The 16,500-nt window shown below is 50.5% G+C and carries 13 protein-coding genes; 5 read left to right on the plus strand and 8 right to left on the minus strand.

What is annotated here, in order from left to right:
- Window positions 1-101: 101 nt before the first annotated feature.
- Window positions 102-521: a GAF domain-containing protein gene (locus tag HZS80_RS04755; protein ID WP_246361720.1), complete on the minus strand. Its 420-nt coding sequence runs from the start codon at window positions 519-521 to the stop codon at window positions 102-104.
- Between the two features lie 488 nt (window positions 522-1,009).
- Here HZS80_RS04755 and HZS80_RS04760 point away from each other — a divergent pair, with 488 nt between their 5' ends.
- The 4 genes from HZS80_RS04760 (at window position 1,010) to HZS80_RS04775 (ending at window position 4,038) form a co-directional block, all read left to right on the plus strand.
- Window positions 1,010-1,357 carry a helix-turn-helix domain-containing protein gene (locus tag HZS80_RS04760; protein ID WP_179915298.1) on the plus strand — a complete coding sequence of 116 codons (348 nt, stop codon included), beginning with the start codon at window positions 1,010-1,012 and terminating at the stop codon, window positions 1,355-1,357.
- Between the two features lie 284 nt (window positions 1,358-1,641).
- Entirely contained in the window at window positions 1,642-2,274 is a 633-nt protein-coding gene (locus HZS80_RS04765; protein WP_179915299.1) for a class I SAM-dependent methyltransferase, read from the plus strand.
- Between the two features lie 96 nt (window positions 2,275-2,370).
- Window positions 2,371-3,759 carry a PepSY-associated TM helix domain-containing protein gene (locus tag HZS80_RS04770; RefSeq protein ID WP_179915300.1) on the plus strand — a complete coding sequence of 463 codons (1,389 nt, stop codon included), beginning with the start codon at window positions 2,371-2,373 and terminating at the stop codon, window positions 3,757-3,759.
- Window positions 3,760-3,762: 3 nt separating this feature from the next.
- Window positions 3,763-4,038, plus strand: a complete 276-nt coding sequence (locus HZS80_RS04775; protein WP_179915301.1) for a TIGR03643 family protein — start codon at window positions 3,763-3,765, stop codon at window positions 4,036-4,038.
- Window positions 4,039-4,136: 98 nt separating this feature from the next.
- Here the strand turns inward: HZS80_RS04775 and HZS80_RS04780 are convergent, their stop codons facing one another.
- The 7 genes from HZS80_RS04780 to HZS80_RS04810 all read right to left on the minus strand — a co-directional run bounded on the left by HZS80_RS04780 (window position 4,137) and on the right by HZS80_RS04810 (window position 14,959).
- A complete protein-coding gene (locus tag HZS80_RS04780; protein ID WP_179915302.1) occupies window positions 4,137-4,844 on the minus strand; it encodes a M48 family metallopeptidase in 708 nt (235 codons plus the stop codon).
- Window positions 4,841-8,125, minus strand: a complete 3,285-nt coding sequence (locus HZS80_RS04785; protein ID WP_179915303.1) for a type I restriction endonuclease subunit R — start codon at window positions 8,123-8,125, stop codon at window positions 4,841-4,843. The genes HZS80_RS04780 and HZS80_RS04785 overlap by 4 nt, the downstream gene beginning before the upstream one ends.
- 36 nt (window positions 8,126-8,161) lie before the next feature.
- A complete protein-coding gene (locus tag HZS80_RS04790; protein WP_179915304.1) occupies window positions 8,162-8,833 on the minus strand; it encodes an RloB family protein in 672 nt (223 codons plus the stop codon).
- On the minus strand, window positions 8,833-10,104 hold the full coding sequence (locus HZS80_RS04795; RefSeq protein ID WP_179915305.1) for an AAA family ATPase: 1,272 nt from the start codon (window positions 10,102-10,104) through the stop codon (window positions 8,833-8,835). Before HZS80_RS04795 ends, HZS80_RS04790 begins: the two co-directional genes overlap by 1 nt.
- 195 nt (window positions 10,105-10,299) lie before the next feature.
- The gene (gene darG, locus HZS80_RS04800; RefSeq protein WP_179915306.1) at window positions 10,300-10,761 is read right to left on the minus strand and encodes a type II toxin-antitoxin system antitoxin DNA ADP-ribosyl glycohydrolase DarG; all 462 of its coding nucleotides are present in this window, start codon (window positions 10,759-10,761) and stop codon (window positions 10,300-10,302) included.
- A 114-nt stretch (window positions 10,762-10,875) separates the two neighbouring features.
- On the minus strand, window positions 10,876-12,222 hold the full coding sequence (locus HZS80_RS04805; RefSeq protein ID WP_179915307.1) for a restriction endonuclease subunit S: 1,347 nt from the start codon (window positions 12,220-12,222) through the stop codon (window positions 10,876-10,878).
- Entirely contained in the window at window positions 12,215-14,959 is a 2,745-nt protein-coding gene (locus HZS80_RS04810; protein ID WP_179915308.1) for a type I restriction-modification system subunit M, read from the minus strand. The genes HZS80_RS04805 and HZS80_RS04810 overlap by 8 nt, the downstream gene beginning before the upstream one ends.
- A gap of 314 nt (window positions 14,960-15,273) precedes the next feature.
- On the opposite strand from HZS80_RS04810, the gene zigA reads away from it, so the two are divergent.
- On the plus strand, window positions 15,274-16,500 hold the full coding sequence (zigA, locus tag HZS80_RS04815; RefSeq protein WP_179915309.1) for a zinc metallochaperone GTPase ZigA: 1,227 nt from the start codon (window positions 15,274-15,276) through the stop codon (window positions 16,498-16,500).

Consider the following 16,500-nt stretch of genomic DNA (forward strand, 5'->3'; position numbering starts at 1 on the left):
AGTTGTCGGTATCCCATGCTCTGCTTCACTTTGGTAGGTAAGGCAGAGAGGGTACCGGCGCTGGCCCTCCTGCCTCTACCTTGTGATCCAAAGTGCTGCGCTTATTCTATGAATCCAGGAGCAGAGGAGTGCATTAGCGCAATGACGCCCAAGAAGCCCCCTCCAGGTGCTGCGATAGCGACACCCAAATACCCCTCAACTCTCAAGGCGGCCAAGCGTTGATCATCTGGGAACTGCTGACGAACCTGAGAAGGTACATAAAGTCGCGAGTGTTCGGCGACCTGTTGGCATGGTGTACCTTGTAGCGAATATGGGGCCGTCTCAATGAACTCGCCCTGAGACCATACCGCCAGCGTTGTCAAAATGCCCTGATGGCTATCGACATGTTCAACAACGACATGATTAACTCCAAGGATGTCCGCCAAGGACTTCACAAGGTGTTGAAAAAACCCTTCTTCACTGACGTTAGATAACTTATCCGCCAACTGTCGAAAAATCTCTGGAGCAGAAGTAGGGAGCATGTTATTAAGCGCCTTCGAATTTACACATCAAGCTTCTCACCCGATTTTTTGAAAAGTATTTTTGCAAAAAAAACGCACCCGCTCGCCGCGTAAACATTTTCAGCTGTCGATAAAACATTAAAAATTTATAAAACGAATATTATTTAACACTCAAAAACTATTAATTTAAAAAATTTTTAATAATTTCAAAAAAAATCATTAAAAGAACTCAAACATTGCTATTAAAAAACATCATCATCTCGTGTATTTCTCAATCTACGACCAGCTATTCACCTTATAGCTACAGTTTTTTTCATTTCCATACTTAGGGTTGTTTTTTAAATGAACAATTTAATTAACATCGCTCATTATGCATTTCACTAGGTAGCCAAATGAAACAAAAAGTAACTATCAGCATCCAAATCAACCTTAGAAGATGATATTCAACCTAAACAGCCCTTCATGTCAATAGGTCGTTCCTCAACCATCTAGGTCTAATGGAGGGCATTGTGAATAAAACAGAACAGAAACGGCTGGCGGGCAGTATTGGCCGGGCCATTGCCAAGCAGAGGGTGCGCAGTCAATTGACCCAAGAAGAAGTTGCTGAGCGCTTAGGTGTTGGTAATGAAGCCGTTTCGCGAATTGAGCGCGGGCGGGTGATTCCCAACATTGTGCGGCTAATAGAGCTTGCTGAAATTTTCAACTGCGAAGCCGCGGAGTTGTTTGGGCAAGCAAGTTCTCATATCGATGATCAAACAAGCAGGTTGAAACAGCTTTTAGAGCCTTTAAATCAAGATGATCGCATGCTGGTTATCGATATCGTTGAAAACTTAACCAAACGCCTACAAAAAGGCTAATGATTCACAGCGATAAGAGCTCTCTTCTAAAACCTTAAAACCAATCATCAATCGCAGTAAAAAATCAATTAAAAGCTCATGTGGCTTTTACTACCTTATAAATCAGACGCAACGAAACAAACAGAGGAATAGCATTATTTTTACAACACTTTTTTATAAAATCAGCTATACAACAAGGACATACTCTATTGGTTAAATAATTACTTTCATGCTATAGGTAGTTTGATGTAGATGGTCGACACCCGCTCTTCAGCAATCGCAGCGTTGCGCTGCAAAGAGGCGTTATGTTCAACACCACCGCATGGAATCGCCTACGCTACAACGTGTACGCACCTTTATACGATACGGTAGTCGCCCGTGCGTTTCGCAGACCGCGGCGTATTGCGCTTGGCCAAGTGGATTGGGAGCCCGGTATGCGAGTGCTGTTGATAGGTGCCGGAACAGGGTTAGACCTGCCTTTTCTGCCTCATGATATCGAATTGCACGCCACCGATATCGCTCCAGCCATGGTGAAGCGCGCGGCTAAAAGGGCCGAAGCCCTTCGCCGCGATGTTGAGTGCTGTGTAATGGATGCCGAGGCGCTTAGCTACCCCGACGAGCACTTTGATGCTGTCATCATGCATTTGATTATTGCGGTAATGCCTGACCCTCAACGAGGGCTTGCCGAAGCGCACCGTGTGCTAAAACCCGGCGGACAGCTGTGTGTGATGGATAAGTTTCAGCCGGATGAACACCCGGCAGGGCCGGGTCGGCGCCTCCTGAACCAGCTAACATCAGCGCTTGCGACCGATATTACTCGTCAAGCGCAGCCACTCCTCACCAAGGCTGGCTTCCAGATTCGTCATGATGAACCGGTACTGATGAGTGGCTTATTCCGTGCACTGCTAGCCTACAAGCCTGTGCCTTCTAAACATTAATCGTGTGACTTTTTACCGCTGCGTGAAGGCTAGCGATCGTTAAGTAAACTATCTAAGCTGTCGCACTACTTTACCGATACCACTCGGATTCAGCGAATGACAGCCCGTTCCCCTAGCCGCACTAGCAAACTTCTTTTTGCCCTACTTAGCCGCCTCCACTTATATACGGGCCTTTTTATCGGCCCTTTTATTCTCATCGCGGCACTATCCGGTATTGCTTACTTACTGAGCCCACCCCTTGAAGAGTGGCTCTACCATGACACCCTGTATGGCGTTACGCAGGGTGAGCCTCAACCACTTGCTGAACAGATCGCTGCTGCCCAGCGGCACCTGGGCGCCCCAACCCTGCCCAGCGCAGTGCGCCCTGCACCGACACTAGGCGACACTACCCGGCTAATGTTTAGCGAGCCAGGACTGGGGCCTTCTGAACATCGTGCGCTGTTTGTCGACCCTATTTCACTGGAAGTGACTGGTGATACAACGGTTTACGGTACCAGCGGTATTTTACCGCTACGCACAGCGATCGATCATTTTCACCGCCAGCTGTTAATGGGCGAGACGGGGCGTCTCTATAGTGAGCTGGCTGCCTCATGGCTTTGGCTTGCCGCGCTGGGTGGCATCACGCTGTGGATTCGCCAACGCCGTGCACTGAAAGCGCTTTCAGGTGCCCACACCACACGCCAGCGCCACGCAACACTAGGCGTAGTGCTTTCCCTCGGGCTGCTGTTCTTTTCGGCAACAGGGCTCACTTGGTCACAGTGGGCAGGGGGTAATATTGCAGAACTTCGCCATGCCTGGGGCTGGGGCACACCAAGTGCCTCAACGACACTGATCGATAGCGATAGCCAGGTAGCTGATGAACATGCTGAGCATCACGGCCATATGGCAATGGTCGCCACGTCTATCACGCTTGAGGACTTTGACCGGGCGATGAGCGCTGCTCGTAAGGCGGGGATTAGCGCGGCGCGCATCCAACTAACGCCCCCGGGCGGCCCCCAGCAGGCGTGGCGGATAGCAGAAATTGACCGCCAGTGGCCTACGCAGGTAGACCAAGTGGCGCTGCATCCGCGCAGCATGGCGGTGACCGATCAAACCGACTTCGCCAGCTTTCCGCTAGCCGCCAAGCTGACCCGCTGGGGGATTGATCTGCATATGGGCGTACTGTTTGGTATCGCTAATCAAATAGTGTTGGCGTTAATCGCCGCTGGGCTGGTGACGCTTATGGTGTGGGGTTACGTAATGGCATGGCGGCGGCTGCGCACGGCGAGTGGTCAGCGCTTTCCAACGGTAACCGAGCCCTGGATCATGCTCCCGCTTACGGCCCAATCCAGCGTGCTGTTCGTCGCTATCGTGCTTGGCGTAGCACTGCCCATACTGGGTGTAAGTTTGGCGATTTTCGTCGTGATTGATGCGCTGCGCTGGTATGTTAAAAAGCGCTACACTGTCCGCAACCTGAAACCCCACCCTTCCAATACATCGAGGTGATCGATGCCAAAAGCACCCGTTAAACGCTTTCGTCGCTTACCCGATGACGAGCAGTCACGCATTATCGAGATGGCCTGGGAAGATCGAACGCCATTTGAAGCGATTGAAACCCTATATGGTTTAGCCGAACAGGATGTCATTGAGGTAATGCGCCACCAACTCAAACCCGCTTCGTTTCGCCTATGGCGTAAACGTGTCACTGGCCGCGCGACAAAGCATACCGCTTTGCGTTCACCGGATGTTCTACGCGGCTACTGTCCCACACAATATAAGCGCTAATCGTTAATAAATTTGCTGTTCTTCAGAAACTACACAGTTTAACCATCCTCCCAATGGAGGAACATTGGTTGGTTTCGATGCCTAAAGCACATCAACGATCATATATCTAAACCAGCTCCGCGCTTGCGTAGCCACTCTTTACGCTCACGCCAATCAGAGAGGACCTTATCAACCTCATTCCAAAAAGCGTCTGAATGATTGCGGTGATGAAAGTGGCAAAGCTCATGGACGGTGATGTAGTCGATGATTCTTGGCGGGGCCATCATGCATTTCCAATGAAAATTCAGCGTGCCACTGCGGCCGCAACTGGCCCAGCGGTAGCCCATATCCTTCACTTTAATAGCAGGATTCTCTACACCCACTTTGGGGGCGAAAAAAGCCACTCTGTCAGCGAAGCGCTGCTGGCCTTTTTCGCTATAGAAATTTTCAAAAGCGGCTCTTGCGGCGGCCGTGCCACCCGTTTCGATGAGTTCACGGCTCAGACAAAAGCGGCCTTCTTTGAGCTTTAACGGCTTATCCTGATGGGATATCAACGCCAGCCGATAAGCGCCGCCCAAATAGAGAAATGTTTCTCCGTTGACCCACTCCCGAGTAACAGCGGTGGCATTTAAATCCTTCCACTCTGCTAGGTTGCGGTAAATCCACAAACGCTTGCTGACTACTAATGCGTCTACCTGCTCCAGCGAGTAGTTAACCGGAGGACGCACCACCACCTGCCCGTTTCGTTCAATCACAATATCGGTAGTCTTTCGGGTGCTACTGGGAAGCAGATGATACTCAATGTCTCTTACTTTTCTCGCGATCATTGCTGATTCTCTTCGCTCTTAGCGCCGCTGAGTAATGTTTCATGCCGATTTTTGGCCAATTTCATAATTTCAACCGCGAGGCGTTCTCGGCTGGTTTTCAACTCATCAATCCCAGTGAGCGTAAGCGCCGTTTTAATCTCGCTTCTAGTGCGTTTCTGCTTGTCGGCATTGTGCCAAAAATCGATGCTGCCAATACTCTGCTGTAAGGTTTCTACAATCGCTTCCATGAGTGCTTTAATCTTTGGCTGTGCACTGGCAGGTATTTTGCCTCCGTCAAAAGCTTCTAAAGCAACGTGCTCGTAAAAAGTGGTCGCCTCTTTACTCATCCCCGCATCGCCAGCTTGACGGCCTTGTGACGCAACTTTACGCAGTTTCACCAGTTCTTCAGCAAGCTTATCCCACTCTCCCTGGTGGCGATCGATGAGTTGCTCTACCTTCTCCGCGAGACTTTTATAAAACGCTGGATCTTCATCGTGATGCACAGTGCAATGCTTGCGAATAGCATGCTCCATCTCACTGGCTTTAGCTTCGGCATTATCGCCTGAGTGTGCGTTTAACTGATCTAGAAAATCTTCAGACAGCAGCTCCACCGGAGGCACCTTAGGATTAATACCCAGGCTGATAAGGTGCTCATTGATTAAATCGCGTACCTTCTGCCCCGCATCACCTAGACTCAGAGAGTCATCCTTGTATCGCTCTTTGGCCACGCTTTGAATATAGCCTAGTCGTTTGGCAGGTACGCGATACGCCTGACCAGCACGATGAGGCAAAATAATATCCATGCTGCTCAAGAATTTTTTCAGGTAGACATCGAAATCCGCTCTAAGCTTCTCGTCCTTAAGCAGTGTGACCGCCGCATGTACGACTGAGGCATCGTCTTCAACATCCGGCAACTTGCCCTCTACGAAAGCCTGTACACCGACCAAATGATGAGTAGCAAACATCTGCAAAAGACGCTGATAGCGCTCTTGCAATACAGGCATTTCAGACGTGATATTCTTCAAGCCACTGGCGAGTTCCTGCTGTTCATCCGTGGCAGCATACAGCGTTAATGCTTCGGTAAGCCTGTGGGTTAGCCCTACATAGTCCACCACATAGCCACGTTGCTTACCTTTTTTCACCCGATTTGTTCGAGCGATAGCTTGCAACAGCGTGTGTTCACGAATTTTCTTATCCAGATACATGACCTGTTCGATGGGCGCGTCAAAGCCCGTCAGCAGCATGTCGCACACGATCAAAAAGGCGATACCGCTATAGGGCTTATCCGGGTCGTCGAAAGCAAAAGGTCTACAGAAATTTTCTACCGCGTTCCAGGCCCTGGCCTGCTTGCGAGCTTCTGTGATGTAGGCGGCCTCGTTAGTACCATCGCTAGAGAGTACGACGGCCGCTTTGATGAATTGGATGCGGCGAATTCGTTCCTCATCGGGTACAGGCTCATTACGCTGCTTTGCTACTGCCTCAGCAAGCGCCCGGTGGATAGCTTTCTGGTATCGCACTGCCGCCAGTTTGGAGTGGCACACCACTTGTGCTTTAAAGCCATTCGGAAAAATATGCGCTAGGTAATGCGCGACCATATCTTTCGCTATCGCCTCAATTCGCTGCTCGGCCTCTAATATGTCCCCCGTAGCGCCGTACTTTTTCTTAATGGCCAGCAGCTCTTCTTCGGAGCGATCCTTAAATAGATTCTCGAACTTCGTTTCGAAAGCATGCTTCTCGTTCAGCGCGGCATCCGAAGTACGCCCCTCATAAAGAATCTGTAGTGTTGTGCCATCCTCTACTGCATCCATCAGCCTGTATTTATCAATATAATCACCGAAGCGTTTAACCGTGCGTTTCTCGCCATGACGCTCGGTGATCAACGGCGTACCGGTAAAGGCAATGCGTGCGGCATTTGGGAAGGCCTCGAAGATGTTCTCGCCCAACTCTGAACTTTGGGTACGGTGGGCCTCGTCAATCATCAGCAATATGCGGCTCGATAAATTGACCACACCGAACGTACTCTTGCTCGGAATCGCTTGATATGTGCCCAAGGCTTCGGCTACCGATAGCGGCAAGCTCTGGTCGGCAACCTGAAACTTATGTGCCATTACCATATTAACGTCGGACTGGTCAGTGGCCAGGTCAGAGCGTAACGCTTGCCGGTTCTCGATCACATTCACCCGCCCACCAATCAGGGTTGCGGTTTCTGCCAGCTGCTCTTCTAGATCAGTGCGATCATTAATAAGCACCAACTTGTAATCGTACAAATCTGTCGAGGCACGAATCATCCGCGCCACAAACACCATCGTCAGGCTTTTACCAGAGCCCTGGGTGTGCCAAACCACCCCACTTCTATCCTCCACGGCTTGGCCATTGCGCAGTCGTTCGATAATCTTATTCGCTGCACGGAACTGCTGATAGCGACACACTACTTTAATGCGGGAGCCTTCGTCGGTATCCATAAACACCGATGAGGTACGTAAAATCCGCAGCAGGTTGGCTTTATTGAGCATGCCGCTAATCAGTTGCTGCTGCTGGTTCATGCTCTCGGCTGCGGCATCCTCGCCGGTTCTTTTCTTTTTAGAATCACCTACTTTCCATGGGTAGAAGTGCTCTTCGCCGGAGGTGATCGTGCCATAGTCAGCTTCCACGCCGCTGCTGCGAATTAGCAATAGATTGCTATGAAAAAGCCGGGGTTCACCCTCTTTCAGTCCCTGCCGAGCGGTATCTTCACGCCGGTTCATATAGCGTTGAAGTTGGCTATAAGCTTCAGCCATGGGGTTAGCACAAGTGGGGCCACCCTTTTTGCACTCCACCACAGCCAGCGGAAGACCGTTCACGAACAGCACGACATCAGGAATGATGAACTGTTTGACGCAGCCGGGGGTATCAATACGAAATTGATTAATGGCAAGAAAGTGATTGTTCTCAGGGGAATCAAAGTCAAATAGACGAACGACGGGATCTTGTTCACCAGTCTCTTCGTTGGCGTCCACCTGAGCTTTTAACAACAACTTCTGCACGGCCTCATTGGCTTCTAGCAGCGTGCGATTCGGTTGACGCAACAGCTGCTCGTGCAAATCCACTAGCTGCTTATCAGTCAGCCAAGTGCCCTTTTCGATACCAACATTGAGCGCCGCTACTGCCCGGTTAAACACCTCTGGCAGCAGCCACTGACGAAAATTGACGCGATGGCTTCGGGTCGGGTCGGACGGTATTTCCTGCCCCTGGTCAATGACGTCCCAACCCAACGCCTGCAACTGGTGCAGAAACGGCTGTTCTACTTCGGTGTATTCAGACAAGTTCACCCTTCCCACATCTATGCGTATTATTGTGTGTCATATCGGTTGATTGATCGTCTGTAAAAAACCTACCAGCTCATGTATTCGGGTCGTCGGGTTGTCAGTTCCACTAGCCTCCGCTTGGCGCAGTGAGCGCTCGGCGTTACTCTTGGCAAATTCCAACTGGCCCAGCAACCTCATAAAGATATCTTCCGAACCTTTCTCATAACCTGGCAGATAAGCTTGAAGCTCAGAGAGCACTTGGTTACCCGCGCTATTGCCCGATAAAGCCACATACGGCTTAGTGCTATAAACAAAATGTAGCAACAACCAATACTCGAAACAGGGTACTGAGTTAATAGCGATGAAGGTGTCGCGAGGCTGTGCAGCCGCTATTGAACCCAGCGCCTCACTATAGTGATGGTGAGTATCCTTATCGAACACACAAAATACCTTATCAAAGGCATCACCCGCGTCCTTTTCTTCTCGGAAGCGTTGCTTTGCAAATCTCACCACGCTGTTTGGGTCTGAGCCACTTTCACCAGACACTTCTACGTTGGCCGTATTGAGCCCGTAGTAATTTCTAAGACCATGGAAGTAGTGAGGCTCAGTTTTTTCTCCCTCACAGACAATCAGCACTTTGGCATACGCATCGCGCTTTGCTGCACGGCGCTGTAACCCTTTAGCGCTTTTTGCCTTACGTTTATGAAACAGATTATCCGTACCCATCAACTGGCCCGCTCTAGCGACCGAATAAAGGGTAAAGCGCCATAGCGCCCAGAAAGATAAGCCAGCTCCAGATTTTCTCGTCCCTTGCGCGGGCTAAAATCTGTCAGCGGATACAACGCTGTCGCATGGCTCTCGTCTTTCTCGCAGAACCAGATTTGATCACGCCGAAATACTTCTTGGTTCAGAATCGATGTTTCGTGAGTAGTGAACACCAACTGTGCATTGTTCGGGTTGGTCTCTGGGTTATGAAACAGCTGCACCAAAAACTGCACCAAGCGCGGGTGGAGATTATCGTGAAGCTCATCAATAAACAGGACATAGCCGTTAGTCAGTGAGTCGATCCAAGGCCCGGCGAAAGAAAATAGCTTTTGTGTGCCGTCAGACTCGTCTTCAAAATCAAACGTAACCGCCTTACCGTCGCTATCCTTATGCACCGTTTTAATATCAAGGACCGTCTTATCCTTCATATTCCCAGCGATAACATCACGGAGGGGTTCCGGCATTCCTTCCGGCAGCGTTTCAAGATCAAATGGCTTGGACTCAACCACAATATCGTCGATATGCAAATCTGCAGCGCGCAAAAAATCCATCACCTGTGATTTGCTACTATTTTCACACAGTGAGGCACTGAATCCTGGCCCCCAACCACCTACGTTTGCTAGGCGAAGCGTATTCTTAAACCAGTCGAAAATAGGCTGTAGCTGTTCACTATTGAGCTGCACCGCGGTGGATAAAAAAAGCGCATTTGCACGGGTGGATTTTTGCCAGAGCTGCTTTTCACCGGTTAGGTTGCTGCCCAGTTCCCAATCATAACGCTGATCGTCAACGTTCCAAGCGCGACCAAACCAGCGCTGGGCACGGCCCTTCGGGTAGGCCAACAACCACTCCTCATGGATGCGTTCAGTACTGGCGGCAAAACCGTACTGGTAGCGCACGCTACCAACCACAAAGGTCACTTCAAACTCGCTGGGCTGTTGGCGCGTTTCCGCGCTTAGGCGAAACGGCATCACCGGCAACTTATCGCCCCGCTGCAGATTGACCGCCGATTCCAGCACGACCTGCTTCATGGTGCCCAACGCCAACAAGAGATTGGATTTGCCACTGGCATTGGGGCCATAGATAGCTGCCGAGCGCAGCAATTCGATATTGTTGACCGCAGTCGCTTCAAACGTATTGGTGGACAGTAATTCGTCACCCTTGCCTTTCACCAAGCTAAACGTCTGCTCCCCACTGAACGATCGAAAATTGGCCACACTCATCTCAATGAGCATCAAACACACCCCTGACTCTAGAAAATGACAATACTGGTCAAAATCTAGCACTTAACATTCACAAAAACTATTTAAAACCACATTTTTGACATTAAATGTCAAAAAAAGCCTAACAATCACCCACTACGCAAAAATGGGTATTGACGCTTGCATCTTAGTTCGTGACTGCCTGTTCCGGTTCAGCCCCCGACAGAGCTAATAATGGCCAAAAGGCTCATAAACGATAATTGCCACCTCATCCAGGTCGCTTAAGGCTTGCTCAATATGAGGCTTGACCTGCTCCCACTCCAAACCGCCATTACCGGCGCCCAGCGCAGGAATGGCTATAGAGCGAACCTTGTACTCTTTTATAAAACTACGCAGGTCAGCTAAACCGTCGATAACCCACTGCATTTGGGATTTATCGCGCCAGTGCTGTTTCGTAGGAAAATTGACGACCCAGCACGGATTCACTAATTCTGTGGTTTCGGTCACAAACATACGGCCAGTTTGTACTCGCCCCTCTTTGCAAGCGTGTACATAAGCGGTGTAATTGGCTGGAAAGCGCTTCTTGAACATCAGCGCGATGCCTTTGCCCATCACACCCACCGTATTAACGGTGTTCACCAGGGCTTCAACATCAGATTCAAGTAGGTTGCCAGTGGTGTAGGAAATCATAGCTGACACCTTTGATATACGCAGTGAGTAAACAGCCCACAAGAATCCACGGGGGTTCTGCGATGGGTAATCTGCCAAATCAGCACCTGGTCGACGTTAAGGTTCGGGTAATGATTAGGCATTGACCGGCTCAGGCTTGGCTTCCGGCTCAACCTGCACTGGCACTTTGCCAGTAAGCAGATCATGCATTAGGCCGGATTTTTGTTTTTGAAGTTTAGCTAACCTCCTCTTTTCAACCTCCACAAGGTCTTGAATACGATTAAATTTGCTACAAATAGCCGCTTGTTCTTTGATAGAAGGAAGAGCTATGTTCAGCTGCTTCAAGTTTCCTGTATTGATTCTTGGTCTAGTTACTCCCTGTTCGTATCGACGAACTTGCCCTCTGGCCAACATACTGTTTAAAAAAAGCATGAAAAACTTATTCATCGCAATACTCGAGACACATCGAGCACGAAAGCAATCGGCCTTATTGATAGCTGAAGGCAAGCCATTAGGGTACATACATGACCGACCAACAGGAAATTTATCATCCCCTAGCCCGGCAATTAAAACATCCTCACCAATAACTTTATTTCTTACTAGCTTCCCTGCATGCCTGTCAGAAACGTATGCTCTATCTGAGTCGTTATATTCGTACTTTAAAACATTTTGTAGACGAACCACCCGAACGCCAGGGTCTTCGACATAATGCTCGGTTTTTAAATTGGAGCCGAATGGCCCATCAACTACCGACTCTAAAACACTGGAAATAGCTGATATCTTCCACTCTTTCGGAATCCACCCAATCGGAGTTTCCTTGTACAGTTCCGGGGCCTGCTCGCGTGGCGGGCGCAGTTTTCCGTCGGATCCGATACCACGAGTAAACAGATCGTGCATTAGTCCTGCTTTGATCTGCTGGTACTTGTCGATCAGAGTGTCGGTTTTTTCGATCGCCTGGTCGATGGTTTGCAGAATGCGGGCTATTTTATCTTGTTGGGCGATATTAACGTGATAGGTAACAGGAATACGCTGCAAACCTTTCATGTCTAACATTAAAACAGTTGTGCCCCGAGCGTATTTCTTCATTTCTCGGCGATATCTGTCCGTACAAAACAAGTAGAACAAATAGCTCACGCTCTGCGCACCATCTAGCCTAAGTCGCGTTACGTGATGAGAGTAAAGAATTTGGTTGCTATTTACGTTCCCTAAAAAAAGAGCTGGAACCCCAATAATGTCTCCTTCTCTTGTGACATCTGTATTGGCAATCAAAATATCACTCTTACCTACTAGATCTTGGTCAGTAAAGAATCCTGAATAATATTTAAGCCCATTATTATTAAACCCTCCATTCTTGAGGAAGGATTTCATGTTTACATATGGTATACCGTCTTCAGGATTATCACGAAGAGCTGACTCAGTATAAGTTATCCCACGCCGCAGGCTCGCTAAATTGCCGAGCGGAATCGTTGCTAAATCACTCATACCCCAACTCCACCAAGAATTCCTGCAACTGCTGCGATGCTTGATCTCGTTCGAACTCGATCTGACGGGCGGTAACGGCGTATTTAGCCCACAGGTTTTCGATGGCTTTGATGCAGGCGCGCTGCTCGCTGCGCAGGTAGCCGCTGTAAATAGCCAGTAGGCGGGTTCTCAAGCGCTCAATAATGACGGTGCGCGCCTCGTTAATCGAGATTTTCTTGCGCGCACTAGCAACCAGCTCATCGCGTTTTTGCTCGATAGTCTTCAGCGTTTTTTTCAGCGTTTTGGCTTCGTCTTCCAGTGCTTTGTGGCGACTCAGGCTAGCCTCAGCGCGCTGGGCGCTTTTCCATGCCCGTTGGGCTTGGCTCACTGCTTCACGCAGTGGGATAATCCACTCACTGCCGTAGCCTTGCTGCTCAGCCAGCCCGACGATGCGCAGCCCGTTGCTAAATTCGGGCGCTTTGTTGGTCAGGCCCTCGCTGCTGTAAAAAGCTTTTTTACTGCCTGCGGGCAGCAGGTCAGCATGTTTAAGTTCGATGAACAGGTTGTTGGCTAGGCTTTTGATGGTTTTAAGCTGGGCTTTCCATTCGGCGTTGAACGCTTTGAGCTCGTCTTTTTTGGTTTTGACCTCATCGCTGGGCAGCACGCCGCTATCGTCACTATCTTCGAACTCTTCCTCATCAGCAGCGGCAAACAGCGCTTGTAGTTCGGCCAGACGCGTTTGAGCCTGCTCCTGCTCTTCCAGCACATCGGGGAATTGACTTTGTAGAATCTCGTCGTCGGGTATCAGTTCCGGCCCCCACCCGCTGGCGGCAATGGATTTAAAGTCTGCTTTGAGGCTATCTATATAGGTCGCAAAGGCACCACGCACCTGAAACGGGGTAAGCAAGCCGTTATTGGCGAGGGCGATTTCGATACCCTGCAGTAACTGGCTACGCATCACGTAAACATTGCGGGGCCGAGCCTGCTGGTTTTCGGCATCAGGGGCCAAGGCTTCCACTATCGGTAAGTTGTCATCCCACCACGCTTCCAGCACGTCCATGACAGTTTGATTGGCAACCTGGACACCGTGGTGCTGATTAATCAATCCGGCAATCTCGCGCTTATCCGCTAGCGTCGGGGCGAAATCCATATAGTCGGCGTCACGTGCGACAAATAGCGCTGCTTTGAGGTTTTGGTAGTTCTGCCAGTAGTGATCCAGGCTATCGATTTCCCGCACCGGCACGCCACCGTGTAGATGAGCGCGGACATCATGCGGCTCAGGTGGTGGCGCGTTGTCCACGTAGCGGCGGATATTGCAGTTGTAATCTTCGCTATGAAGCTCAGTAATGGGTACCGGACGAGCATAGCCGGGAATCGCTTGCCCCTGGCGATAGGCATAGATGATTTTGTCGATATCTTCCGGGCGTAGATGGTTCTGGGCCTTACCTTCGCGATACTCACGATCAGCATTGATAAACAGGACACTGCCTTGATCGCTACGGCGCGGTTCGGCTCCCGCCTTGTTCAACACTAGAATACAGGCGGGGATACCCGTGCCGTAGAACAGGTTGCCTGGCAGGCCAATGATGGCTTCTAAATACCCTTGCTCGATAAAATACTTGCGTGCTTCGCGTTCTTCTCCGCCGCGAAATAGCACGCCGTGAGGCATCACCGTGGCCATGCGGCCATCGTGTTTAAGCACAGCCAGCATATGCTGCACAAACATCAGATCCGCTTTTTTGCCCTTCTCCGGCATCATTACCGGAAAGCGTCCTGGTGATTTCAGGTCTTTTTTGAGATAGTTCTGACTAAAGGGTGGGTTAGCGACCACCCGATCAAAACGCTTAAGCTCGTTGGTCTCGTCAAAGTGCTGAGGCTCACGAATGGTATCTTCCTGGCGAATATCGGCATGGGAAATACCGTGCAGCAGCATGTTCATCTTACAGATAGACCAAGTGGTGCCGATCTTTTCCTGGCCGTAAAGGGCCAACTCGCGGGCATCACCGCCTTTTTCGCGCAGGAAGTCGCGCATTTGAATCAGCATGCCGCCAGACCCCACCGTGGGGTCATAGACGCTCATGCCTTCTTCTGGATCACAGACCTCAGCACATAGCCGCACGACTTCCCACGGGGTGTAGAACTCGCCTGCCTTTTTACCCGCAGAATCGGCAAAGTATTTGATCAGCCATTCATAGGCAGCGCCCAGCAAATCGGGGAATTCAAAATCTTCGTCGCGTAGCGGGATCTTCTCGAAGTTTTGTACAAAGTCGGCAAGAGTATCGTCATCCAGCGTGCGCTGGCCGATTTTACGGTTGAAATTGATGCCGCTAAGCACATCCTGAAGGGCGTCCGGATTGGCCTCTTCAATCGCCCCCAAGGCCTTGTTCAGCGCAGAACCAACATTTTCTTTTACGTGTTTAAGCGCAGGGCGTTGAATAAGCTGCTTTTGCCCATCTTTAATGACTACCTCTTGCCAAGGTTCATTCCAGCGGGCCCGCCGCGGCACGTAAAAGTATTTCCCTGAGTAGTGATCAGCGTCTTCCAGCTCAGTGGCAATGTCTTCCTCGTTCATGCCTTGAGCAGTAAATTTCTGGCGCAGTTCTTCTCTGCGTTCGTCAAACAAGTCGCTGGCACGCTTCAGAAACAGCATGCCAAAAATGTACTCTTTGTATTCGCTGGCATCCATGCTGCCGCGCAAGTCGTCACAGGCGCGCATCAGCAAGCTTTCTAGGTGGGGAAGCGTCAGTTTTTGATTCATTGAGCCCTACAGTTCCAGTGTGCGCGGAATGGGCAACCACCCTTTCCTGCTATATGAGAACGATTATACGGGACTCTCAGCCAGATCGGCAAAACTCTCAAAAATCTTTCAAGCCATTGTTTTAGTTAAAAATAAAATGCTTAAAGCTTTTCCATTACTAATAAATCACGCATACACGTTAACCTGCATGAAACGGTTCAGTGTTTTACTCGCGCTTTAGTAGCCTCACATGAACTAACACTAGGCTATTCTAAACTCATCTCTTTATTGTTATATTATCACATAACATAAACCCATTTAGAGGTGACCTAGCAATGACCGCATTTCCCCCCCTACCCGTGACGGTGCTGTCGGGTTTTCTAGGTGCCGGTAAAACCACCGTGCTCAATCATATTCTTGCCAATCGTGAAGGCCGCCGGGTGGCGGTCATCGTTAACGATATGAGCGAGGTGAATATCGACGGTGCACTGGTGCGGGGTGGCCCTGGTGAGTCGACGCTGGATGGCGATGTTGCTCTGAACCGCTCTGAAGAGCGCTTGGTAGAGATGAGTAACGGATGTATCTGCTGCACCTTGCGCGAAGACTTGCTAGTGGAAGTCAGCCAGTTGGCTCGAGAGGGCAAGTTCGATTACCTGGTCATTGAATCCACCGGGATTTCCGAGCCGCTGCCCGTGGCGGAAACCTTCACCTTTGAAGATGAAAGCGGCCAGAGCCTCTCCCACCTCGCCCGGCTGGATACGTTAGTGACCGTCGTGGATGGCGCCAACTTTCTTGAACAGTACCGCGAAGCGCAAAGCCTCGCCGAAGCGGGCGAAAGCTTAGGCGAAGACGACGAGCGCAATGTCGCCGACCTGCTGGTTGATCAAATCGAGTTTTGCGACGTGCTGTTGATCAGCAAGACTGACCTGATCAGTGAGAATGAGTTAGCAGCGCTGAAGGCTATCCTGCATTCGCTGAACCCCGACGCGGAGCTGGTACCCATCACTCAAGGCGGCGTGCCGCTCAATAAAGTACTGGATACCGGCAAGTTCAATTTCGAGCGTGCCCAGTTGGCACCGGGCTGGCTAAAAGAGATGCGCGGCGAGCATGTGCCAGAAACCGAAGAGTACGGGATTGGCAGCTTTGCTTATCATGCCCGTCGCCCCTTCCATCCGCAGAAATTCCACGATCTGCTGAACCAGGAGTGGTTTGGTAAGGGCCTGTTGCGCTCGAAAGGCTTTTTCTGGCTCGCCACTCGCCCGCAAGCCGCTGGTCAGTGGAGCCAGGCAGGCGGCATCGCCCACCACGGCCCGGCCGGGGTGTTCTGGAAAGCCATTCCCGAAGAGCGTTGGCCAACAGACCCAGAAACGCGTCAGTTTATTATGGAGAAGTGGCAGGAGCCGTTTGGCGATATGCGCCAGGAACTGGTGTTTATCGGTCAGAACCTGGATAAAGATAAAATGCGTGAAGCGCTGGATGGCTGCCTGCTAAGCGAAGGCGAACTGCTGCTTGGTATGGGCGCGTGGAAGAAACTGCCCGATCCATTTCCGTCCTGGGAATGA

The organism is Vreelandella glaciei (assembly GCF_013415125.1).
GTDB classification, from domain to species: Bacteria; Pseudomonadota; Gammaproteobacteria; order Pseudomonadales; family Halomonadaceae; genus Vreelandella; species Vreelandella glaciei.

Coding starts and splice junctions, on each gene's coding strand:
- HZS80_RS04780 (WP_179915302.1), bottom strand. CDS start 4,844: ATGATCGCGAGAAAAGTAAGAGACATTGAGTATCATCTGCTTCCCAGT.
- HZS80_RS04805 (WP_179915307.1), bottom strand. CDS start 12,222: ATGAGTGATTTAGCAACGATTCCGCTCGGCAATTTAGCGAGCCTGCGG.
- zigA (WP_179915309.1), top strand. CDS start 15,274: ATGACCGCATTTCCCCCCCTACCCGTGACGGTGCTGTCGGGTTTTCTA.
- HZS80_RS04770 (WP_179915300.1), top strand. CDS start 2,371: ATGACAGCCCGTTCCCCTAGCCGCACTAGCAAACTTCTTTTTGCCCTA.
- darG (WP_179915306.1), bottom strand. CDS start 10,761: ATGATTTCCTACACCACTGGCAACCTACTTGAATCTGATGTTGAAGCC.
- HZS80_RS04810 (WP_179915308.1), bottom strand. CDS start 14,959: ATGAATCAAAAACTGACGCTTCCCCACCTAGAAAGCTTGCTGATGCGC.
- HZS80_RS04755 (WP_246361720.1), bottom strand. CDS start 521: ATGCTCCCTACTTCTGCTCCAGAGATTTTTCGACAGTTGGCGGATAAG.
- HZS80_RS04790 (WP_179915304.1), bottom strand. CDS start 8,833: ATGGGTACGGATAATCTGTTTCATAAACGTAAGGCAAAAAGCGCTAAA.
- HZS80_RS04765 (WP_179915299.1), top strand. CDS start 1,642: ATGTTCAACACCACCGCATGGAATCGCCTACGCTACAACGTGTACGCA.
- HZS80_RS04795 (WP_179915305.1), bottom strand. CDS start 10,104: ATGCTCATTGAGATGAGTGTGGCCAATTTTCGATCGTTCAGTGGGGAG.
- HZS80_RS04775 (WP_179915301.1), top strand. CDS start 3,763: ATGCCAAAAGCACCCGTTAAACGCTTTCGTCGCTTACCCGATGACGAG.